Genomic DNA, 21,267 nt, shown 5'->3' on the forward strand with positions numbered 1-21,267 from the left:
CTCCCACAAGCACTGTGGGAGCGGGCTTGCCCCGCTATGACGTTCACACCGACGCCGGCTTCTCCCCCGCCTCACCAGCATCACCCTCTTCTTCCTCTTCAGTATCCTCAGCCGCTACCGGCGCCTGCATCTGATCCTGCACGACTTGCTCATCAACCCGCGGGTCGAGCGCTGCCGACAGCGGCGAACCCGCCGCCGGCATGGCCACGTGATTGAGTGGCGCATCGTCGACCTGGTGCAGCCCGGTGACCGCCTTCGGACGAATCCGCCAGACCAGCACCAGGGCAAAGAACACAAAGAAGGCATAAAGCATCTGGTGGCCGAGCACCTTCATCAGCACCCCTGCCGCCAGCGGTCCGATACTGGCGCCCACGCCATAAGTCACCAACAACATGGCGGTCAACGAAACCCGGCGCTCGCTTTCCACGTGGTCGTTGGAGAATGCCACCGCCAAGGGGTACAGACAGAACTGCAGCAACGACACGACAAAGCCGGCAATGAACAGCACAAGCAGCGGCACCGTCGGCAGGATCGCCAAGGGCAACGCGGCAATGGCCAGACCCACCGCCACGCTGCGGATCAATACCGCGCGATCATAGCGATCCGACAGCCAGCCCAGCGGCCACTGCACCAGCAGACCGGCGAAAATACAGCAGCCCATGAACAGACCGATGTACTCGGTGCTCAGCCCTTGCTTGGCCGCATACAGCGGCGCCAGACCGTAGAACGAGCCGACGATCAGCCCGGACCCCAGCACCGTACTCAACGACTGCGGCACGCGCGTGATAAAGAAACGCGGCTCCATCGGCGCCGGACGCAACGGCGCCGGGTGAATGCGCCGAGTCATCGCCACGGGCACCAGGCACAAGGCAAAACACATGGCCACCAGCATCAACAGCTCCGGCCCCAGTTGCGGATGCGCGACCAGTATCAACTGACCCAGCACCAGCCCCAGGTAGGAGGCAATCATATAGCCGCTGAACACCGCACCGCGCTGCTTGGCATCAGCCTGCTCGTTGAGCCAGCTCTCGATGACCATGTACTGGCACATCATCCCCAGACCGACGATCACCCGCAGCCCCACCCAGGCCGGCAGCCAACTCACCAGACCGTGCCCGAGCACCGCCGCACCGACGATACCGGCACAGGTGGCATACGCCCGGATATGTCCGACCCGGGCGATCAGGCGGTGGCCGATCTTGCCGCCCAGCGCCAGGCCAAAGTAATTGGCCGCCATCAGCGCACCGACCCAGAGGCTGTCGACATGATCGGCAGCCAGGCGCAAGGCCAGGTAGGTACTCAACAAGCCGGAGCCAATCAACATCATCAGCGCAGCAAAATACAGTGCGCGAAAAGACTTCCAGATCTGTCGCATCAGCGTCCCGAACGGCCCCTTGAGCAGGTGGAAAAACTGCTTGAAAGCATAAGTGAAAAAAACGCCACTGCAGCGCCGGGGCGTAAAAAAAGACTACGCCTGAGCCGCCAGTACACGACGCTCCCACGGGGTGATTTCATCAAAGAAACTGGTCAACTCCATCGTCTTGGTAGCGATGTAGCCGTCGATGAATTCCTTGCCGAACAGCTCCCGCGCCAGCTCGCTACGCTTCAGACGCTCAAGCGCCGCATGCAAGGTACAAGGCAGGCTCAAATGATCCGGTACCTCGAACTCGCCCTGGATCGCCGCAGTCGGCTCAAGTTGCTGCTCAATGCCATGCAAGCCGGCGGCAAGGCTGGCGGCAATCGCCAGGTAGGGGTTGGTGTCGGCCCCCGGCAAACGGTTCTCGACCCGCCGCGCCACCGGCGCGCTGGCCGGGATGCGCAGGCCGGCCGCGCGATTGTCCTCTGACCAACAGGCATTGTTGGGCGAGGCATAAGGATGACAGAGGCGCTGGTAGGAATTGACGTTCGGCGCAAACAACGCGGTGAAGTCGGCCATGCACGCCTGCAACCCGCCGATGAAATGATGGAAGGTCGCCGTCGGCTTGCCGTCGGCGTCGCTGAACACATTACGACCGCTGCCAATCTCGACCAGACTCTGGTGAATATGCATGGAGCTGCCCGGCGTGTGCGCCAGCGGTTTGGCCATGCACACCACAGTCAGGCCATGCTTGAGCGCAACTTCTTTGAGCAGGTGTTTGAACAGCAGGGTCTGGTCGGCCAGCAGTAATGGATCGCCATGCAGCAGGTTGATCTCGAACTGGCTGACGCCCATTTCATGCATGAAAGTATCGCGCGGCAAGCCCAAGGCCTCCATGCAGCGATAGACCTCGCTGAAGAACGGCCGCAGGCCATTGTTGGAGCTGACGCTGAATGCCGAGTGGCCTTCTTCGCGACGACCATCCTTACCCACCGGCGGCAGGAACGGCTGGTGCGGATCGACATTCGGGGCGAAGACAAAGAACTCGAGCTCGGTCGCTACCACCGGCGCCAGGCCGCGCGCGGCGTAACGGGCGATCACTGCCTTGAGCAGGCCGCGGGTCGACAGACCGGAGCTTGCGCCGCTCAGTTCGAGCGCATCACAGATCGCCAGGGCGCGGGGTTCGTCGCTCCAGGGCAGACGGTGGATTTGCAGGGTGTCAGGCACCAGCGCCAGGTCGCCATCGTCACTGCCGTAGAAACGCGCGGGCGGATAGCCGCCCATGATGCACTGCAGCAATACCCCACGGGCCATCTGCAAACGGCGGCCTTCGAGGAATCCCTCGGCAGTCATTACCTTGCCGCGCGGTACACCATTGAGGTCTGGCGTAACGCACTCGATCTCATCAATGCCCGTCAATCGCTCCGCGAGAGAACACTGGCCACTGGTTGTCATGACGCTATCCTTGTTGTTTTCGCATGCCGTGAACGGCGACAGCTACAACATAGGCACCAGGCGTTCGGAATTTCAAGCATTCAGACGCGGGAGTGATCGAAATTTTCTACAGACTTCATCGCGGGGCAAGCCCGCTCCCACAGGTTGTTCACTGTCCCGGTGGGAGCGGGCTTGCCCCGTGATGCTTCATGTAGTCACCCAGGCAAGATCATGCCATTAGCCGGCAACGGCAACGCGGTCTTGTAGCGCACCTGCTTCAAGGCGAAGCTCGAGCGGATATTGGCCACTCCGGGCAAGCGCGTCAGGTAGTCGAGAAAACGCTCCAGCGCCTGGATGCTCGGCAGCAGCACGCGCAACAGGTAATCCGGATCGCCGGTCATCAGGTAGCACTCCATGACTTCCGGGCGTTCGGCGATTTCTTCTTCGAAGCGGTGCAGCGATTGTTCCACCTGCTTTTCGAGGCTGACATGAATGAACACATTGACGTCCAGCCCGAGTACCTCAGGGGCCAGCAAAGTCACCTGCTGACGAATCACGCCCAGCTCTTCCATGGCCTTGACCCGGTTGAAGCAGGGTGTCGGCGACAGGTTTACCGAGCGGGCCAGCTCGGCGTTGGTGATCCGCGCGTTTTCCTGAAGGCTGTTGAGAATGCCGATGTCCGTGCGATCCAGTTTACGCATGAGAGAATTTCACCTGTTTTTTGTCTTTATAAAGAATGTTTATCCGCAAGCCAGAACAAAGGCAATGAACTTGAGAGAAATATTCTTCAGGCGCCCGAATATCATGTAGGACAAGACTGACTCCCTAGTCACAAGCCGGGGTGTCAGCAGCGACCGCTTCAAAGCTCAACAAAAACACAAGACAGAGCGAGCGTAAAAAAGCATGAACGAGTACGCCCCCCTGCGTCTGCATGTGCCCGAGCCTACCGGCCGGCCAGGCTGCCAGACTGATTTTTCCTACCTGCGTCTGAACGATGCCGGCAAGGTCCGTAAACCTCCCGTCGATGTAGAAGCCGCCGATACCGCGGATATCGCCTATAGCCTGATCCGGGTGCTGGACGACAAAGGCAATGCCCTGGGCCCGTGGGCCGAGGACATCGGCCCCGACGTCTTGCGCCAAGGCATGCGCACCATGCTCAAGACCCGGCTGTTCGACAGCCGCATGGTGGTCGCCCAGCGCCAGAAGAAGATGTCCTTCTATATGCAAAGCCTGGGCGAGGAAGCCATCGGTAGCGGCCAGGCCATGGCCCTGAACCGCAGCGACATGTGCTTCCCGACCTACCGCCAGCAGAGCATTCTCATGGCCCGCGACGTGTCGCTGGTAGAGATGATCTGCCAGTTGCTGTCCAACGAAAAAGATCCGCTCAAAGGCCGTCAGTTGCCGATCATGTACTCGGTACGTGAAGCCGGCTTCTTCACTATCAGCGGCAACCTCGCGACCCAGTTCGTGCAGGCGGTCGGCTGGGCCATGGCCTCGGCAATCAAAGGCGATACCAAGATCGCCTCGGCCTGGATCGGCGACGGCGCCACGGCTGAATCCGACTTCCACACCGCGCTGACCTTCGCCCACGTGTACCGCGCACCGGTGATCCTCAACGTGGTCAACAACCAGTGGGCGATCTCCACCTTCCAGGCCATCGCTGGCGGTGAATCGACCACCTTCGCCGGTCGCGGCGTCGGTTGCGGCATCGCTTCGCTGCGGGTCGACGGCAACGACTTCATCGCCGTCTACGCCGCCTCGCGCTGGGCTGCCGAACGCGCCCGCCGCGGCCTGGGCCCGAGCCTGATCGAGTGGGTCACCTACCGTGCCGGCCCACACTCGACCTCGGACGATCCGTCCAAGTACCGCCCGGCCGACGACTGGAGCCACTTCCCGCTGGGCGATCCGATCACGCGACTCAAGCAGCATCTGATCGCCATCGGTCACTGGTCCGAGGAAGAGCACCAGGCGGTCACCGCCGAGCTCGAGGCCGAGATCATCAAGGCGCAGAAAGAAGCCGAGCAGTACGGCACCCTCGCCGGTGGCCAGATGCCAAGCCCTGCCTCCATGTTCGAAGACGTCTACAAGGAGATGCCGGAGCACCTGCGCCGGCAGCGCCAGGAACTGGGGATCTGACATGAACGATCACAACACCACTATCCAGTTGGAAACCGCCATGGCGACTACTACCATGACCATGATCCAGGCCCTGCGCTCGGCCATGGACATCATGCTTGAGCGCGATGACAACGTGGTCGTCTATGGCCAGGACGTTGGCTACTTTGGCGGCGTGTTCCGCTGCACCGAAGGCCTGCAGACCAAGTACGGCAAATCGCGGGTCTTCGATGCACCGATCTCCGAAAGCGGCATCGTCGGTACCGCGGTCGGCATGGGTGCCTACGGTCTGCGTCCGGTGGTCGAGATTCAGTTCGCCGACTACTTCTACCCGGCCTCCGACCAGATCGTCTCCGAGATGGCGCGCCTGCGTTATCGCTCTGCCGGTGAGTTCGTCGCCCCGCTGACCCTGCGCATGCCTTGCGGCGGCGGCATCTACGGTGGCCAGACCCACAGTCAGAGCCCTGAGGCGATGTTTACCCAGGTCTGCGGCCTGCGCACTGTTATGCCGTCCAACCCCTATGACGCCAAGGGCTTGCTGATCGCCTCGATCGAGAACGACGACCCGGTGATCTTCCTTGAGCCAAAACGCCTGTACAACGGCCCGTTCGACGGCCACCACGACCGCCCGGTAACCCCTTGGTCGAAACACCCGGCAGCCGCCGTCCCCGATGGCTACTACACCGTGCCACTGGACAAGGCCGCCATCACCCGCCCTGGCAATGACGTGACCGTACTCACCTACGGCACCACGGTATACGTGTCGCAAGTGGCCGCCGAGGAAACCGGTGTCGATGCTGAAGTCATCGACCTGCGCAGCCTGTGGCCACTGGACCTGGAAACCATCGTCGCCTCGGTGAAAAAGACCGGCCGCTGCGTGGTTGTCCACGAAGCCACGCGCACCTGCGGTTTCGGTGCCGAGCTGATCGCGCTGGTCCAGGAACACTGCTTCCATCACCTCGAAGCCCCGATCGAACGCGTCACCGGTTGGGACACCCCCTACCCGCACGCGCAGGAATGGGCGTATTTCCCCGGCCCTTCACGAGTGGGCGCGGCATTGAAACGGGTCATGGAGGTCTGAATGGGCACGCACGTCATCAAGATGCCGGATATCGGTGAAGGCATCGCACAAGTTGAACTGGTGGAATGGTTCGTCAAAGTCGGCGACACCGTCACCGAAGACCAGGTCGTGGCCGATGTCATGACCGACAAAGCCACCGTGGAAATCCCCTCGCCAGTGAGCGGTAAAGTCCTGGCGCTGGGCGGGCAACCCGGTGAAGTCATGGCGGTGGGCAGCGAGCTGATCCGCATCGAAGTCGAAGGCGCGGGCAACCTGCAGGAAAGCGCCAGCACAGCTGCAGCTGTGGGAGCGGGCTTGCCCCGCGAAGAGGCCAGCACGGTCAATGCACCTGCACCTGCACCTGCACCTGCAACCAAGCCAGCTGAACCTGTAGCAGCCCCTACGGCACCTGCACCTTCCGCACACCAGGCCGCGCCAATCATCCCGCGCGAAGCCAACGAACGCCCACTGGCCTCCCCGGCCGTGCGCAAACGTGCCCTGGATGCCGGTATCGAGCTGCGTTACGTACATGGCAGTGGCCCGGTCGGGCGCATCCTGCACGAAGACCTGGATGCCTTCCTCACCCAGCCGACAATTAGCACGCAAAACACACCCGGCGGCTACGCCAAGCGCAGCGACAGCGAGCAGATCCCGGTCATCGGCCTGCGCCGCAAAATCGCCCAGCGCATGCAGGACGCCAAGCGCCGCGTCGCGCACTTCAGCTATGTCGAAGAAATCGACGTCACGGCCCTGGAAGAGCTGCGCGTTCACCTGAACAAACAATGGGGCGAGAGCCGCGGCAAGCTGACCTTGTTGCCGTTCCTGGTCCGCGCCATGGTTGTGGCCTTGCGCCAGTTCCCGCAGATCAACGCCACCTACGACGACGAAGCCCAGGTCATCACCCGCCACGGTGCGGTGCATGTCGGCATCGCCACCCAGGGCGACAACGGTTTGATGGTACCGGTGCTGCGCCATGCCGAAGCCGGCAGCCTGTGGAGCAACGCAGGCGAGATCATGCGCCTGGCCAATGCTGCACGCGGCAACAAGGCCAGCCGCGAAGAACTGAGCGGTTCGACCATCACCCTGACCAGCCTCGGTGCGTTGGGCGGCATCGTCTCCACGCCGGTGGTCAACACCCCGGAAGTGGCCATCGTCGGTGTCAACCGCATGGTCGAGCGGCCGATGGTGATCAACGGCCAGATCGTTATTCGCAAGATGATGAACCTCTCCAGCTCGTTCGATCACCGCGTAGTCGACGGCATGGACGCGGCACTCTTCATCCAGGCCATCCGCGGCCTGCTCGAACAACCTGCCAGCCTGTTTGTGGAGTGACCATGCAACAGACTCAAAACACCACCCTGCTGATCATCGGTGGCGGCCCTGGCGGTTATGTCGCGGCCATTCGTGCCGGGCAACTGGGCATCCCGACCATTCTGATCGAAGGCCAGGCCCTGGGCGGAACCTGCCTGAACATCGGCTGCATTCCCTCCAAGGCGCTGATCCACGTCGCTGAACAGTTCCACCAGACCCAGCAGCACAGCCAGCAGTCGAATCTGGGCATCAAGGTTTCCCCTCCGAGCCTGGACATCACCCAGAGCGTGGCGTGGAAAGACGGCATCGTTGATCGACTCACCAGCGGTGTCGCCGCCCTGCTGAAGAAGCATGGGGTCAAAGTGATCCACGGCTGGGCAAAAATCCTCGACGGCAAGAGCGTCGAAGTCGATGGCCAGCGCATCCAGTGCGAGCACCTGCTGCTGGCCACCGGCTCCAGCAGCGTCGAATTGCCGATGCTGCCACTGGGCGGCGCAGTCATCTCTTCCACCGAAGCGCTGGCACCCAAAACCTTGCCCAAGCACCTGACCGTGGTTGGCGGTGGCTACATCGGCCTGGAACTGGGTATTGCCTATCGCAAACTCGGCGTCCAGGTCAGTGTGGTCGAGGCCCGTGAGCGCATTCTGCCGACCTACGACAGCGAGCTGACGGCCCCGGTAGCCGAGTCGATCAAAAAGCTTGGCATCACCCTCTACCTGAAGCACAGCGTCGAAGGTTTCGATGCCGACAGTCAGCGCCTGCAAGTACGCACTCCGGCGGGCGAGTTGCTGCAGCTAGACACTGACCAGGTGTTGGTGGCCGTAGGGCGCAAGCCACGTACCCAGGGTTTCAACCTGGAAAGCCTGGCGCTGAAAATGAACGGCTCGGCCATCGCCATCGACGAACGCTGCCAGACCAGCATGCGTAACGTCTGGGCTATCGGCGACCTCAGCGGTGAACCGATGCTCGCCCACCGGGCCATGGCCCAGGGCGAAATGGTCGCGGAAATCATTGCCGGCAAAACCCGTCGCTTCGAGCCCACCGCGATTGCCGCAGTGTGTTTCACCGACCCGGAACTGGTGGTGGTCGGCAAGACCCCGGAAAACGCCGAACAGGAAGGACTGGCCTGCATCGTTGCGCAGTTCCCCTTCGCAGCCAACGGCCGGGCCATGACCCTGGAATCAAAAAGCGGCTTCGTGCGCGTGGTCGCGCGTCGCGACAACCATCTGATTCTTGGCTGGCAAGCGGTCGGCGTCGGCGTCTCGGAACTGTCGACGGCCTTTGCCCAATCCCTGGAAATGGGCGCCCGCCTGGAAGATGTGGCGGGCACCATCCATGCCCACCCGACCCTCGGCGAAGCGGTCCAGGAAGCGGCACTGCGGGCACTCGGTCACGCCCTGCACCTGTAGAACACTGAAGCGGCTACGGCCGATTTGACCCGCTGCGCACACGTGCAGCGGGTATTTTTTTGCTTGTTCGACTAATCCGCACAAAAGCTACAAGTCAAAGAGATAGTTTAGAAAATCTATCCCTTACCATCAGAGATGATCGTTTCTCCTTAAGCAGAAAGCTGAATAACATCCAGGCCACACAACCTGAGTGACTTTAGCCAATCTCACCTTTCTGCCGGGGAACACCATGAACCACGCCTTCACTAGGCCGTTGACACTGACAGCCCTTGCCCTGCTCTGCGGCATTGCCGGCCTTTACTTCTATGACAGCCATCGCAAACAGGCCGCTGAACAGACCGCGCTGGCGGCCGGCGAAGCCGATCCTGTTTCGGTGGAAGTCGCCCGAGTGCGCAACGAGGTGCTGCCGGCCACAATCAAGGCCATCGGTACAGTGGTCGCCGATCAGCAGGTACTGGTGGCTGCCGAAGTGGCCGGGCGCATCACCAAAGTGCATTTCACCAGCGGCCAGGCCATCAACGCCGGCACCCCTCTGGTGCAACTGAACGACGGCCCGCTGCGCAGTGAGCTGGAACGTCGCCAGGTCGCTTTACGCCTGGCCCAGACCCATTTGGAACGAGCCAAGCGCTTGCGCGGCCAGACCATGTCCAACGCCGACTACGAACAGCACGTAGCCGCCTATGATGAAGCCCACGCACTGGTTGCCCAAGCTCAGGAAGACATCTCCCAGCGCCTGGTCCGTGCCCCGTTCGCCGGTGAGCTTGGCCTCCGACGCATCAACCTCGGCCAGTACGTAGAAGCCGGTACGCCGATCGCCACCCTGACCGACAACCGCGTGCTGCACATCGACTTCACCGTCCCCGAGCGCAATCGCGCAGTACTGAAGACCGGCCTGCAGGTACGGGTCAAAGGCGATGGCGACAGCGCCGGGATCATCAACGGACAAATCACTGCAATCGATCCGCAGGTAGACAAGGAAAATCACGCCATCCGCGTGCGAGCCACCTTGCGCATAGACACGCAAGACGCCTTGTGGCCCGGGAAGTTTGCCCACGTCGTACTCGAACTGACACCCGGACCTGCGGTCGCCACCATTCCTACCGTAGCCCTGGAGTCGTCACTGAGCGGCGAGCGCATCTATGCCCTGCGAGAAAGCCAGGGAGCACTGCGCGCACAACTGGTTTCCGTGCGTACCGGTGCGCAATCGGAGGGTCGTACCGAAGTACTGGGCAACACCCTGAACGAAGGCGATCTGGTGGTCGTCGCCGGTCAGATCAACCTGCAGGACGGCGTCCTGGTAGCACCTCGGCAAACCGAGGCACTCGCCCCCGGGAGCGAAACTGTCGGCTCCTACACCGGTAAAAAGGAATAGACCGCCATGGCTTTCACCGACATTTTCATTCGCCGTCCGGTGCTGACGCTGGCCTTCGCCTTGCTGATCGCCCTAGTGGGCATTCGCGCGTTGATGGACCTGCCCCTGCGCCAATACCCCAAGATCGAAAGCGCCGTGATCACTGTCACCACCGAGTACCCGGGCGCACCGGCCGAGCTGATGCAAGGCTTTGTCACCACCACCCTGGCCCAGGCGGTCGCCACCACCCAGGGCGTCGAGTACTTGAGCTCGTCCTCGGAACAGGGGTTGAGCACAATCACTGCCTACCTGCGCCTGAACGCCAACTCCGATGCAGCCCTTACCGAAGTACTGGCCAAGGTCAACGAGGTGCGCTACCTGCTTCCCGAAGAAGCCTACGACCCGGTAGTGGTGCGTCAGGCACCCGGCGCGATCGGGGTCATCTATGCCGGTTTCAGCCCTGAACAAGGCGAGCCGTTGACCGGCATCACCGACTACCTGATGCGCGTCGCCCGCCCCATGCTGACCACCGTCGAAGGTGTGGCGGCCGTCAACGTACTGGGCGGACAGAACCTGTCGATGCGCATCTGGCTCGACCCGCTGCGCATGGCAGCGCACGGCATTACTGCTGCCGATGTTGATCGGGCCATCGAAGACAACAACTACCAGGCAGCACCCGGTCAGATCAAAGGCGCCCTGGTGGTTGCCAACGTCCGTATCGACACCAACCTCAATACGGTCGAAGGCTTCAAACGTCTGGTAGTGAAAAAGGGCGAAAGCCTGGTGCGCCTCGAAGACATTGCCACGGTTGAAATCGGCACCCAAAGCCGCGACCAGATCACCGGGATGAACGGTGAGGCCGCGGTTTACCTTGAAGTGATGGCAACGCCAGGCGGAAACCCGCTGACCATTTCACGCCAGGCCAGGCTGGCCCTCGACAAACTGAACCTGCCACCCGGGGTAAAGATGGCGATCCCTTACGATGTCACGGTGTTCATCGATGCCGCGATTGACAACGTACTGGTCAAGTTCGTGATCGCCGGCCTGGAAGTGGTGCTGGTGATTTTCCTCTTCCTCGGCTCCATGCGCGCCGTCGCTGTACCGGTACTGAGCATCCCACTGTCGCTGCTCGGTGCTGCGGCGATCATGCTCGCCCTGGGCTTCAGCCTCAACCTGCTGACACTGCTGGCCATGGTTTTAGCCATCGGCCTGGTGGTCGATGATGCGATTGTGGTGGTGGAGAACGTCCATCGACGCATGGAAGAAGGCGAATCATCTTTACAGGCGGCCAAGAACGGCGCCCGGGAAATTGCCGGCCCGGTGCTTACCATGGCAGCCACCTTGGTTGCGGTGTATGCGCCGCTGGGGCTGATTGGCGGACTGACCGGCGCTTTGTTCAGCGAGTTTGCCTTTACCCTGGCGGCCGCCGTCGCCGTCTCGGCAATCGTCGCCCTCACCGTCTCACCCACAGTGGCTGCCAGGCTGCTCAAGCACGGCTCACCCAGCCGCTTTGCACGCGGCGTCGAGTCCGCCACCAAGCGGGTGGTCGATGCCTATGACAGCGTGCTGGGCAAGGTACTCAAAGATGTTCGTCTGGCGCTGGTGATTGGCCTGGGGGCCATGGCAAGTCTGCCCGTGCTGTTCAATGGTCTGCAGTCCGAACTGGCGCCAGCCGAGGACCAGGGCGAAATCGTTGTCGACATGAAAGCGCCACAAGCCAGCAGCCTGGAGTTCCTGGAAGCGCAGGCCAAGCGTGTCGAGACAACCTTGCTGGCAATTCCAGAGACCGGCACGGTGTATATGGTGGCAGGCGTCGGCGCTTCGCTGAACAAGGGCTGGGCCGGAGTCATGCTCAAGCCCTGGAATGAGCGCGAGCGCTCGGCCGAAGAGATCATGGCCGAACTGCAGGGCAATCTGGCCTCGGTGGCAGGCATTGCCGGCTCGGCTTTTCTGCCTGCACCTCTGCCAGGGTCGGTGGGTGGCTTTCCGGTGCAGTTGGTGGTGACCTCTGCTGCCAGACATGAGGACGTCTACGAAAACATGGAAAAGGTCAAAGCCGCGGCACGTAACAGCGGACTGTTCGCCTTCGTCGACTCCGACCTGACCTTTACCAACCCCACCGTACTGGTGCGTGTCGACCGCTCCAAAGCGCATGACCTGGGCCTGGACATGAAGGAAATCGGCGATACTTTTGCCCGCCTGGTGGGCGAGTCCTATGTCAACCGCTTCGGCGCCCAGGGTCGCTCCTATGATGTCATCCCCCAGGCACCGCGAGACCAGCGCCTGAGCGCAGAATTTCTCGAAAGCTACTACATCCGCAGCGCCAGTGGCGGGCAAGTGCCGCTCTCGACAGTGATTAGCCTGGAACGCGGGGTCGAAGCCAACGCCTTGACCCAGTTCAATCAGCTCAACAGTTCGACCCTTGTGGCGATCCCGGCGCCCAACGTCACCCTCGGTCAGGCCGTGGCCTTCCTGCAGCAACAAGCCGCACAGCTACCGGCAGACTACCAGCATGACTTCCTCGGTGAATCGCGCCAGTACCTGCAAGAACAAGGGGGCTTTGCAATCACCTTCGCCTTCGCCCTGGCCTTCATTTTCCTGGTACTGGCCGCACAGTTTGAAAGCGTTCGCGACCCGCTGCTGATCCTCACCACTGTCCCGCTGGCAGCCTGCGGGGCGCTGACCGCGATGTTCTTCGGCATCGCGACGCTGAACATCTACACCCAGATCGGGTTGGTAACACTCATCGGCCTGATCGCCAAGCACGGGATCCTGATCGTCGAGTTCGCCAATGCCGCACAACGCAACCTCAACCTGGACAGGGTCGAGGCCGTACGGGCCGCAGCCCTCACCCGTATCCGCCCGATCCTGATGACCACTGCGGCGATGATTGGCGGCTTGCTACCGCTGCTGTTCGCCAGCGGTGCAGGCGCCGGCAGTCAGCGCTCGATCGCGGTGGTACTGGTGGCGGGCCTGATGGTCGGCACTGCGTTCACCTTGTTGGTCCTGCCAGCGGTGTATGCGCGCTTTGGCCGGCAATTGGCAGACGAACCATCAGCGGCTAGCGACCACGCGCTGCACGCAACCCCTGACCACCTCTGACCTTCACATTCAGGAACGCTCAGCGAAAAGGACTGCCAATGACACGCTGCAAAAATACCCTCACCCCCACGAGCATGCGCATAGCGCTGACCCTGGGTTTGCCCTTCGTCCTGTCAGCACTCAGTGGTTGCTCGCTCACGCCCGATTACACGCTGCCCGACGATCCCGGAACCTGGATGTACAAGGAGGCCCCAGCACTCCCACCCAACCAGGCGGGCGCCTGGAAACCGGCGCAACCGGCTGAAGCACAGCTACGCGGCCAGTGGTGGCGAGCGTTTGATGACCCGCGCCTCAACCAGCTGGAAGAACAGGCAGCGCTGGCCAACCCCGGGTTACAGGCTGCCGCCGCCCGGCTCAAGCAAGCACGCGCGTTGCAACGCGATGCCCGGGCAGAAAAAATGCCACGCATCGATGCCGCATTCGGCCCTTCGCGCCAGCGCGAGTCCGCCGCCTCACTTGGCCTGCCCGACGGCGGCCCGGCCAATACGTTCACGCTCTGGCGCGCGGAGATGGGCATCAGCTATGAGGTTGATCTGGTCGGCAGGATCGACGCGCACGTCGAGGCCGCCACGGCCGAACTGGAAAAAAGCGGCGCGTTGTATCGTTCTGTGCTGTTGGCCCTGCAGGCCGATGTGGCCGAACATTACTTCCTGATTCGCGAACTGGACTCCCAGCTGTATGTCTATCGGCGCACCCTGGAATTGCGCAACGACACCTATCGCCTGATCAAGCATCGTCACGACAACGGCGATGCCGGCGAACTCGACCTGGTGCGCGCACGCAGTGAACTTGAAGCCGCACGCTCCGAGGCGATGGGTATCGAGCGCAATCGCGCTTCGGCAGAACACGCCCTGGCGATCCTGCTGGGACTTGCCCCGGCGGCCTTCAGCCTCGAACCCCAACTGCTTGCTGCAAAAGATATTCAGATCCCGGCGGGGTTACCTTCTTCGTTACTTGAACGCAGGCCGGATATCGCCGCTGCAGAGCGCGCCATGGCAGCCGCCAACGCGCGTATAGGGATCGCCAAGGCTGCGTTTTTCCCAAAGCTGGAATTGACTGCCTCGGGCGGTTTCGAATCCAGTGAGCTGGGTAATCTGTTCGAGTGGTCGAGCCGGACCTTTCTACTTGGCCCGCTGGCAGGCGCCGTCATGACCTTGCCGCTGTTCGATGGCGGACGACGCCAGGCGGGCGTGGAATATTCACGTGCCGCCTACGAGGAGGATGTGGCGCGCTATCGAGAAGTGGTGCTCAGGGCATTCGCAGAGGTCGAAGACAACCTTGCGCTATTGCGCATCATGGCCGAGCAACGTCACGCACAGCAGATCGCCCTGTCAGCGTCGGAGCGGGCAGCGCAACTGTCCCATCTGCAGTACCGCGAAGGCTCGCATACCCAACTCGATACCATTGACGCCGACCGTACCCTGCTCGCCCAGCAACTGGCGAGCGCCCGCCTCAACGGCGATCAGGCGCGCTCAACCGTGCGCCTGATCCGGGCGCTGGGCGGTGGCTGGGAGGATGCCCGGCGAAAACAGCATGCTATTGTCAGTAATTGATTGAATGCCGCCCCGGTTACTCACCGGGGCGGCTCTATCATTCACATCCCAGGCAAAGCCGCCATGCCCTGGGCTTCGGCAACCACCCAGTCAACAAACGCCTGCACCTCAGGGCGCTGCAGGGCATCTGGGCGTGTGACCACGTAATAGGCAAAGCGCGATGGCCAGGGTTTGTCGAGGGCCACGACCAATTTTCCGGAGTCGATATCTTCCTGGACATGGGTATCCTGAACCAGGGCAATACCCTGCCCCGCCGCAGCCGCACGCAACAGCAGCAGATCCTCTTCAAAACTCATCCCGCGCCGCCCTTCATCCCCCACTTGCACACCATGGGCCTGTAACCAGAGCACCCAGTCGGCACGATCGCCATCTTGCAGCAAGGGGTAATTGAGGCAGTCGGCCGGCTCACGTATCAGCGGTCCTTTGCCGAGCAACCCCGGGCTTGCAACCGGCAACAATACCGGCGCCATCAGCCTGATCGACTCCAGCCCCGGATAGCTGCCCAAGCCATGACGCAGCGCTACATCGATTCTGTCGCGCGTGAAGTCGACCATCTTCGACGACGCTTCCACCCGCACTTCGATCTGCGGATACAGCTCGCTGAAGCGACCGATTCTCGGCACCAGCCATGCCGACGCAAAGGAGGGAACGGTGCTGATGGTGAGGGTCTTTTCTACCGCCAGCGACTCCAGGGTTGCCAGCGACTTTTCGATCTGGTCAAAGCCGCGCAACAGCCCCGGGTGCACGCGTGCGCCCGCCTCGGTGAGGTAGACCCCATGGCGCCCACGCACGAACAGCGCCACACCGATGCGCTCTTCAAGCAAGCGTATCTGCTGACTGACCGCCCCCGGCGTGACCCCCAGGCTTTGCGCTGCAGCCTTCAGGCTTCCCAGGCGCCCGGTTTCGGTAAAGGCACGCAGTGCGAGCAAGGGTAAGACTGCGCCCATGTGTCCATCCTCAGTTTAGAAAATCTAACGCCACAATTGAGAATTGATCGTTTCTCATTCAAGCAGTGCCTGACTAGGATAGCAACTGAGACAGGAACTAGACAGCAGCTAATCTAAGGTAGGCCGTGGAACATGAAGACCCGTGATTTGATCCTGTACACCGATAGCTCACCTAACGGCTTCAAGATCACCATCGCCCTGGAAGAACTGGGATTACCGTACTCGCTCAGGCATGTGCATATCGATCAGGGTGAACATCGCCAAGCTGAATTTCTCCAACTCAACCCCCATGGCCGCATCCCGGTTCTGGTCGACCAGGGGACAGGCATCACGCTATTCGAGTCTGCGGCAATCCTGCTGTACCTGGCCGAGAAAACCGGGCGCTTGTTACCGAGCGATCCGGCAATGCACTGGTCAGCGATCAAATGGTTGATGTTTCACGCCTCGAGCATGGGCCCGCTGCTTGGCCAACGGGTGCATTACGAACTGTTCGAAAGCACTCCGAACCAAGCCGTTATCCAACGCTATCGAGGCTTGACCGAAGCGACCTTCGCCACCCTGGACAACCAGCTGAAGGACAACCACTGGCTGGCCGGCGCCGAGTACAGCATTGCCGACATTGCCAGCTTCGGCTGGATGCACATCGCCCGCCTCATCGATTTCGACTTCAACAACTTCGGCCACCTGAGCGCCTGGTTTGACCGTGTCAACCAGCGCCCTGCGGTGCAACGCGGCATCAGCCTGCCACAACCGGCAACCGGTCCCTGACACTTTGCACAGAAGAGTATCGACATGAATGACAGCGTGATACGCACAGCCCCCGCAACCACCCGAGGTGCCAGCGCGCCGGCCTTTGCCGCGCACCCCGGCTATCAGCGGATGTTCGCCGCAGGCCAACTGACGCTGGGCATTTTTCTGCCGCTGCGCTTCTATGAAGGTGACATGGGCATCCTCGCCGGACAGACCGACCTTGTCAGCGAAATCGACCGCCTCGGGTTCGCCGCCACCTGGGTACGCGACGTCCCGCTGTTCGACCCGTATTTCGGCGATGCCGGGCAAGTCTTCGACCCCTTCACCTACCTGGCGTACCTGGCAGCCAGAACCCGGCGCATCGCCCTGGCCACCGGCAGCGCGATTTTCTCCCTGCGCCATCCCATCGACCTGGCCAAAGCGGCGTCGACTATCGATCAACTGTCCGGCGGCCGCCTGGTCATGGGTATCGCCTCCGGCGACCGCCCCGTCGAATTTCCGGCTTACGGCCTGGAGCACAGTGAGCGTGGTGAACGCTTTGCCGACGCAGTGGATTACTTCCGCCAACTGCTGCAAAGCACAGAAAAGACCATCGCTTCCCCCCTCGGCCACCTGAGCGGCGCACAGCTCCTGCCCAAACCCGCCACGGGCAATATTCCATTGCTGGTTACAGGCTCATCGCGCCAATCGATGCCGTGGCTGGGCGAACATGCCGATGGCTGGCTGACCTACCCGCACTCGACGCAGACCATCATGGGCCCACGCCAACTTGCCGAAAAAGTTCGTGCCTGGCGCAACCACATCCCGGATCAGGGCTTTCGTCCCCACGTCACCAACGAATGGATCGACCTCGACGAAGACCCCAACTGTCCTCGCACTGCGCTACGCGGTGGCTACGTACTCAAGACCGGGCGCAAAGGCTTGATTGAACTGCTCGGTGAGTGGCGCGATGCCGGCGTCAATCACGCAGCGCTCGGCATCCACCTGGCGCGACGTCCGGCGCAAGACATCATCCAGGAGCTGGGCGAGGAGGTTCTGCCGTTGTTCCCCGCCCACGATGGACCGATGCCCCTGGCGCAACACTGGTAGTGCGTGCCCCATCGCCAGCCTCCCCAGCACCCGCTGTTGGCGCGGAATCTGTGGGAGCTGGCGAAGCCGGCGACAGGAGCCCCAAGGCTCGCTACTCGCTCACCTGGTCTTTACCAGCCGCCTTGGCCCGGTACAACGCTTGATCAGCCCGCGCCAGCAGCTGCGCCTGGCCCTCGCCTTCCTGGCGCTGCACGACCCCATAGCTCATGGTCAATTGGCACTCGCCGATAGAGGGTGCCTGCTCCAGCGCCTGGCGAATGGTCGTGGTCAGTCTGCGGGCATCGTCAAGCGATGCGTCAGCCAGGACCGCGACAAACTCGTCGCCACCCGAGCGGGCCAGCAAATCCGTAGTGCGCAGACAACGTCTGACCCGCGCCACCAGATCGATCAGGGCACTGTCTGCGCGCGCATGACCGTATCGCTCATTGATCCGCTTGAAGTCGTCCAGATCCATGACGACCAGCGCCAACGGCTGGCGAAAACGCCGGGCTCGCTCGCACTCGTGCTGCAAGGCTTTTTCCAGCCGATAGCGATTGGCGATCTGGGTCAGGGCATCCCGCTCGGCCAGGTCGCGATTCTCGTCGAGCTGGCGTTGCAACTGCTGATTGACCCATGAAAGTTCACGGGTGCGTTCGGCAACCAACGACTCCAGTGACAGGTTCTGCTGCTGCAACTGCTCGAGCAGACGCTTACTGGCGTCGATGTTGCGATGGGCGCCAAGCATCCGCGCCACGGAACCATCCGGATTGCGCGCAATGATCTGCCCGCTGTCTTCTATCCACAGATAGCTGCCATCCTGGCACTTGCAGCGGTACTGCACCCGATACTGTTCTGCACGCTGGGTGATATAGGCCTCAAAGTGCTCCATCACCCGTGGGTAATCATCAGGATGGATGACGCTTTCCCAGGTGAACACCGAATTATCCAGCGAGTGATGGGCATAGCCGAGCATCGCGTACCAACCCGGGTTGCGGTAGACATAACCGGTGTTGGCATTCCAGTCCCAGATGCCGTCACTGATCAGATCCAGCAGGGTTTGCAGTTGAGCGTGCTCGAACGCTACGAACGGAACCTTCGGTACTGCCGATTCAGGTGCTTGACTCATGGACTTTCTCCCTTGTCCTCGACGACGTCGTCCCAGCCTTGCCTTGAAGCCCTCTTGCGCTTTGATTTGCCGCTGGCGGCAATGGATTTCCCCTTCAAGGCAAGCAGGCTCCGTGGATGCCCCAACCATACAACTCCCCAACCACTCTTAGCGTAGAACCTAAAGGGCTGTTGGCCAGCTGGCACAAGTTTTGCCCCTTGCGCGATGGTATTCCTGCATTTGATCAAGGAGAGCGATCGAGTGAGCATCATCAATGCAACGGGCTGGCAACCGCCGGCAATCAATCCGCTGCGCAGCACTGCCGAGGCAGGTGCTGAGCAACAGGCACACTTTCGCACCCTGGTTGCCACCAGCGGCGCGGCGGCACAACAGCAAAGCCGCGGCAACACGGCCCAGCAGAACGCCGACGATGCGCGCGAAGAAGCCTTCGCCAAACTCAAGGTGCACTTGCAAAACCCGGACAGCAGTCGCCGCGAACAGGCAAGTCTGGCCAAATCCGATGTCCAGGCCAGCAGTGCGGCCCAGGAATTTCGCGACTACATGGCCCTCTCGCCGGCCGAGAAAATCAAACTCAAACTACTCAATGAGCTGGGCATCACCCAGGAAGAGTTCGATGCCCTGCCGCCTGAAGAGCAGGAAAAAATCGAGCTAAAAATCGCTGAGCAGATGAAGAAAGAAACCGAACTGCAATCGCTGGCCACACTCAATGCGCACCTTCAGGGACCGGCACTTTCGGCCAAACTGACGGCGCAACTGGCAGCCAGTGAAAACAGACCGGAGAAAGACCCACTGGCTTGATCCACCCATCACTGTCAACGCCAGGTAAAACTTGAGGCTGGTCAGGCGACTACCAGCCTCGGGTGATTCAGGCATGTACCCAGAATGCACTCTCGGCGAACTGCTCGCCCCTCCACCAGTTTGCCCTGCCGGTGCCATAGCGGAAGTTGCTGGCGCCAGCCTGGCTCTGCAGGGGTGAAGTCACTTCACCTGCTGAGTTGCGACTGGCACTGAATTCAGGGGTTTCGGGAACGACCATGACAATATGCCCTGACCTCCCCTCTTCCTTGCGCCTGGCCACAATCAAGCCTATGCCGCCCTGGTCGGCTACTTGCTGAAGCTTGCTCAACGTCCCGGTCTGGCGCCAGCCAAAGGCGGGGCCAAATTCGCGCAACCAGCGAAACAGATCGTTGGCGCGCATTTCGAAGATCGTGTCACCGATCAGGGGTTCCACCTGCTTGCCCTGGGCAAGCGCAATGGCGGCCCTGGACGTCCACCAGACACGCGGCAGGTAAACACCCGCCAGGCGGCAGTAATCGTGACAGTAGATGTTGCAGAACGTCAGGCCACTGTGCGGCTGATAGCGCTTGTGGGATGCGTTGTCCACCGCCAGCCACCGGATGATGGCAGCGAGCTCTGCCCGCAGAGCGTCCGGTGTCGTGCCTTGCCGTGTCGGCTGGCCAGATTCGTTCAGGGAGTGAGCACCGGCCGTGTCCGTGCGCTTGGTCACACGCCCGGGCTTCCTCGGCATTGAAACCGCCACCACGCCGGAGACCGGTGGCGAGTCGGCAGGCACCAGCACAGGAATATCCTGAACATCGGACGCTGCAAGCAGAAACGTCTGCGATACAAAGCCACGCAAGAGTGCACCTGCCAAGGACGTTTCTATCTCACGAAAGCCGTTCTGGGCTTTGCCGGTAACCGCTCGCACAGGATGCCCGTCCGGCAAATGACCGATGACATTGGCCTGAGCAGGATCACTGATGCTGGGCGCACTGCGTACTCGAAGCATGCCCTCACGCGTCTCTACCCTGAAGAACTCACCTTGCGCACTCACAGGGCTTGCCGCTGGCATCAACGCCAGGCCGGCTGCCGGTGCCATGAGTTCTGGCGTATTACCTTGCAGGGCCACCGTCTGGGCCAGGCGGATGAAATCGAAGATCTTCTCGCCGTAGAAGTGCTTACCATCGAAATGGCCCTGCTGTAACCCCTTCCTCGGATTGAAGCCACCGGTGTTATAGGCGATGGCAACGGCGGCCAGCTCATGGCTAGTCAGCTCCGAGCGCCCTTGCAGGCCCAGTGTCTTCAACCCGCGCCTGAGCTCGCCAATGCACATGTCCAGGGTGTCATCGAAATGCTCGTAGCGCCTGTCAAGAAAGTAGCCAGGATCTACTTTGAAGAACTGCAGATCACGTTGGAACAGGCCAAAGCCATGGCAGAACTTGTTCGGCTTTTTCGCCACTGCGGCGAATCCGGATATGTGCTCGGCCATGTCAACCAAGGCTTGATGGGCCAAATCGAACATCTCGGCACCACGGGGCGCGGCCAGCAAGTCTGATTTGTTTTTAGGAAAAGCTGATCGGCCTTTATCCGCGTCTAGCGTGTCGCCCACGCACAAGGCCAGGATCTGCACGGTGGTCATTGCCTTGGTGCGCAGGACCGACCAGACATGCCCGGTTTCCTGGCAGGCAATCGCGGTGATGAAATCAACGGTGAGCGGCAAGCCCGCAAGCCGGGGGGTGATCAGGGCCTGAAATTGTGTCTTGAACCACAACACGTCAGCGCGATTGGGCATGGCGGATCTCCCGAGAACAAGTGAACTCGCACACGGATACCACCCGGACTGCGACTCGGGAAAACTGGTTACTTTTCAGATCCTTCTCTGTTCAAGTAAAGCTACGTACAGG

Annotated in this window: 16 protein-coding genes; 10 read left to right on the top strand and 6 right to left on the bottom strand. The window is 61.4% G+C overall.

What is annotated here, in order from left to right; all coding sequences use genetic code 11:
• Nucleotides 1-43: 43 nt before the first annotated feature.
• The 3 genes from ACO6VD_RS13605 to bkdR form a co-directional block, all read right to left on the bottom strand.
• Nucleotides 44-1,375, bottom strand: a complete 1,332-nt coding sequence (locus ACO6VD_RS13605; RefSeq protein ID WP_422419742.1) for an MFS transporter — start codon at nucleotides 1,373-1,375, stop codon at nucleotides 44-46.
• 93 nt (nucleotides 1,376-1,468) lie between these two features.
• A complete protein-coding gene (locus ACO6VD_RS13610; RefSeq protein ID WP_422419789.1) occupies nucleotides 1,469-2,710 on the bottom strand; it encodes a glutamine synthetase family protein in 1,242 nt (413 codons plus the stop codon).
• A gap of 296 nt (nucleotides 2,711-3,006) precedes the next feature.
• Nucleotides 3,007-3,492 (bottom strand): Bkd operon transcriptional regulator BkdR, encoded by a 486-nt coding sequence (gene bkdR / locus ACO6VD_RS13615; protein ID WP_422419744.1) that lies wholly within the window; start codon nucleotides 3,490-3,492, stop codon nucleotides 3,007-3,009.
• Between the two features lie 202 nt (nucleotides 3,493-3,694).
• Here bkdR and ACO6VD_RS13620 point away from each other — a divergent pair, with 202 nt between their 5' ends.
• From ACO6VD_RS13620 to ACO6VD_RS13650, 7 genes are all read left to right on the top strand, one after another.
• Nucleotides 3,695-4,927, top strand: a complete 1,233-nt coding sequence (locus ACO6VD_RS13620) for a 3-methyl-2-oxobutanoate dehydrogenase (2-methylpropanoyl-transferring) subunit alpha (RefSeq protein WP_400172629.1) — start codon at nucleotides 3,695-3,697, stop codon at nucleotides 4,925-4,927.
• A gap of 1 nt (nucleotide 4,928) precedes the next feature.
• A complete protein-coding gene (locus tag ACO6VD_RS13625; RefSeq protein ID WP_400172628.1) occupies nucleotides 4,929-5,987 on the top strand; it encodes an alpha-ketoacid dehydrogenase subunit beta in 1,059 nt (352 codons plus the stop codon).
• Nucleotides 5,988-7,298 (top strand): dihydrolipoamide acetyltransferase family protein, encoded by a 1,311-nt coding sequence (locus tag ACO6VD_RS13630; RefSeq protein WP_422419747.1) that lies wholly within the window; start codon nucleotides 5,988-5,990, stop codon nucleotides 7,296-7,298.
• Between the two features lie 2 nt (nucleotides 7,299-7,300).
• Nucleotides 7,301-8,686, top strand: coding sequence for a dihydrolipoyl dehydrogenase (gene lpdA, locus ACO6VD_RS13635; RefSeq protein ID WP_422419749.1), 1,386 nt, complete (start codon nucleotides 7,301-7,303; stop codon nucleotides 8,684-8,686).
• A 229-nt stretch (nucleotides 8,687-8,915) separates the two neighbouring features.
• Nucleotides 8,916-10,058 (top strand): efflux RND transporter periplasmic adaptor subunit, encoded by a 1,143-nt coding sequence (locus ACO6VD_RS13640; protein ID WP_422419751.1) that lies wholly within the window; start codon nucleotides 8,916-8,918, stop codon nucleotides 10,056-10,058.
• Between the two features lie 6 nt (nucleotides 10,059-10,064).
• A complete protein-coding gene (locus tag ACO6VD_RS13645; protein ID WP_422419753.1) occupies nucleotides 10,065-13,139 on the top strand; it encodes an efflux RND transporter permease subunit in 3,075 nt (1,024 codons plus the stop codon).
• A gap of 38 nt (nucleotides 13,140-13,177) precedes the next feature.
• Nucleotides 13,178-14,692, top strand: coding sequence for an efflux transporter outer membrane subunit (locus tag ACO6VD_RS13650; protein WP_422419755.1), 1,515 nt, complete (start codon nucleotides 13,178-13,180; stop codon nucleotides 14,690-14,692).
• Between the two features lie 41 nt (nucleotides 14,693-14,733).
• Here ACO6VD_RS13650 and ACO6VD_RS13655 read toward each other — a convergent pair whose 3' ends face one another.
• Nucleotides 14,734-15,639, bottom strand: coding sequence for a LysR substrate-binding domain-containing protein (locus ACO6VD_RS13655; protein ID WP_422419757.1), 906 nt, complete (start codon nucleotides 15,637-15,639; stop codon nucleotides 14,734-14,736).
• A 132-nt stretch (nucleotides 15,640-15,771) separates the two neighbouring features.
• On the opposite strand from ACO6VD_RS13655, the gene ACO6VD_RS13660 reads away from it, so the two are divergent.
• Together ACO6VD_RS13660 and ACO6VD_RS13665 are read left to right on the top strand one after the other, a co-directional pair.
• On the top strand, nucleotides 15,772-16,407 hold the full coding sequence (locus ACO6VD_RS13660) for a glutathione S-transferase family protein (protein ID WP_422419759.1): 636 nt from the start codon (nucleotides 15,772-15,774) through the stop codon (nucleotides 16,405-16,407).
• A gap of 24 nt (nucleotides 16,408-16,431) precedes the next feature.
• Nucleotides 16,432-17,478: an LLM class oxidoreductase gene (locus ACO6VD_RS13665; protein ID WP_422419760.1), complete on the top strand. Its 1,047-nt coding sequence runs from the start codon at nucleotides 16,432-16,434 to the stop codon at nucleotides 17,476-17,478.
• Between the two features lie 91 nt (nucleotides 17,479-17,569).
• On the opposite strand, the gene ACO6VD_RS13670 is transcribed toward ACO6VD_RS13665, so the two are convergent.
• Nucleotides 17,570-18,583, bottom strand: a complete 1,014-nt coding sequence (locus tag ACO6VD_RS13670; protein ID WP_422419762.1) for a sensor domain-containing diguanylate cyclase — start codon at nucleotides 18,581-18,583, stop codon at nucleotides 17,570-17,572.
• 240 nt (nucleotides 18,584-18,823) lie between these two features.
• Between ACO6VD_RS13670 and ACO6VD_RS13675 the strand changes: the two genes are divergently transcribed.
• On the top strand, nucleotides 18,824-19,381 hold the full coding sequence (locus ACO6VD_RS13675; RefSeq protein ID WP_422419764.1) for a hypothetical protein: 558 nt from the start codon (nucleotides 18,824-18,826) through the stop codon (nucleotides 19,379-19,381).
• Nucleotides 19,382-19,448: 67 nt separating this feature from the next.
• Here ACO6VD_RS13675 and ACO6VD_RS13680 read toward each other — a convergent pair whose 3' ends face one another.
• The gene (locus ACO6VD_RS13680) at nucleotides 19,449-21,155 is read right to left on the bottom strand and encodes a hypothetical protein (RefSeq protein ID WP_422419766.1); all 1,707 of its coding nucleotides are present in this window, start codon (nucleotides 21,153-21,155) and stop codon (nucleotides 19,449-19,451) included.
• Between the last annotated feature and the right edge of the window lie 112 nt (nucleotides 21,156-21,267).

Source organism: Pseudomonas sp. GZD-222 (assembly GCF_049310525.1).
Classification (GTDB): Bacteria; Pseudomonadota; Gammaproteobacteria; order Pseudomonadales; family Pseudomonadaceae; genus Aquipseudomonas.

Bases quoted from the DNA above. Each gene is read 5' to 3' on its own strand.
- ACO6VD_RS13645 (WP_422419753.1), top strand. From the start codon at position 10,065: ATGGCTTTCACCGACATTTTCATTCGCCGTCCGGTGCTGACGCTGGCC.
- ACO6VD_RS13605 (WP_422419742.1), bottom strand. From the start codon at position 1,375: ATGCGACAGATCTGGAAGTCTTTTCGCGCACTGTATTTTGCTGCGCTG.
- ACO6VD_RS13680 (WP_422419766.1), bottom strand. From the start codon at position 21,155: ATGCCCAATCGCGCTGACGTGTTGTGGTTCAAGACACAATTTCAGGCC.
- ACO6VD_RS13665 (WP_422419760.1), top strand. From the start codon at position 16,432: ATGAATGACAGCGTGATACGCACAGCCCCCGCAACCACCCGAGGTGCC.
- bkdR (WP_422419744.1), bottom strand. From the start codon at position 3,492: ATGCGTAAACTGGATCGCACGGACATCGGCATTCTCAACAGCCTTCAG.
- ACO6VD_RS13670 (WP_422419762.1), bottom strand. From the start codon at position 18,583: ATGAGTCAAGCACCTGAATCGGCAGTACCGAAGGTTCCGTTCGTAGCG.
- ACO6VD_RS13660 (WP_422419759.1), top strand. From the start codon at position 15,772: ATGAAGACCCGTGATTTGATCCTGTACACCGATAGCTCACCTAACGGC.
- ACO6VD_RS13610 (WP_422419789.1), bottom strand. From the start codon at position 2,710: ATGACTGCCGAGGGATTCCTCGAAGGCCGCCGTTTGCAGATGGCCCGT.
- ACO6VD_RS13625 (WP_400172628.1), top strand. From the start codon at position 4,929: ATGAACGATCACAACACCACTATCCAGTTGGAAACCGCCATGGCGACT.
- ACO6VD_RS13640 (WP_422419751.1), top strand. From the start codon at position 8,916: ATGAACCACGCCTTCACTAGGCCGTTGACACTGACAGCCCTTGCCCTG.
- ACO6VD_RS13655 (WP_422419757.1), bottom strand. From the start codon at position 15,639: ATGGGCGCAGTCTTACCCTTGCTCGCACTGCGTGCCTTTACCGAAACC.
- ACO6VD_RS13620 (WP_400172629.1), top strand. From the start codon at position 3,695: ATGAACGAGTACGCCCCCCTGCGTCTGCATGTGCCCGAGCCTACCGGC.
- lpdA (WP_422419749.1), top strand. From the start codon at position 7,301: ATGCAACAGACTCAAAACACCACCCTGCTGATCATCGGTGGCGGCCCT.
- ACO6VD_RS13650 (WP_422419755.1), top strand. From the start codon at position 13,178: ATGACACGCTGCAAAAATACCCTCACCCCCACGAGCATGCGCATAGCG.
- ACO6VD_RS13630 (WP_422419747.1), top strand. From the start codon at position 5,988: ATGGGCACGCACGTCATCAAGATGCCGGATATCGGTGAAGGCATCGCA.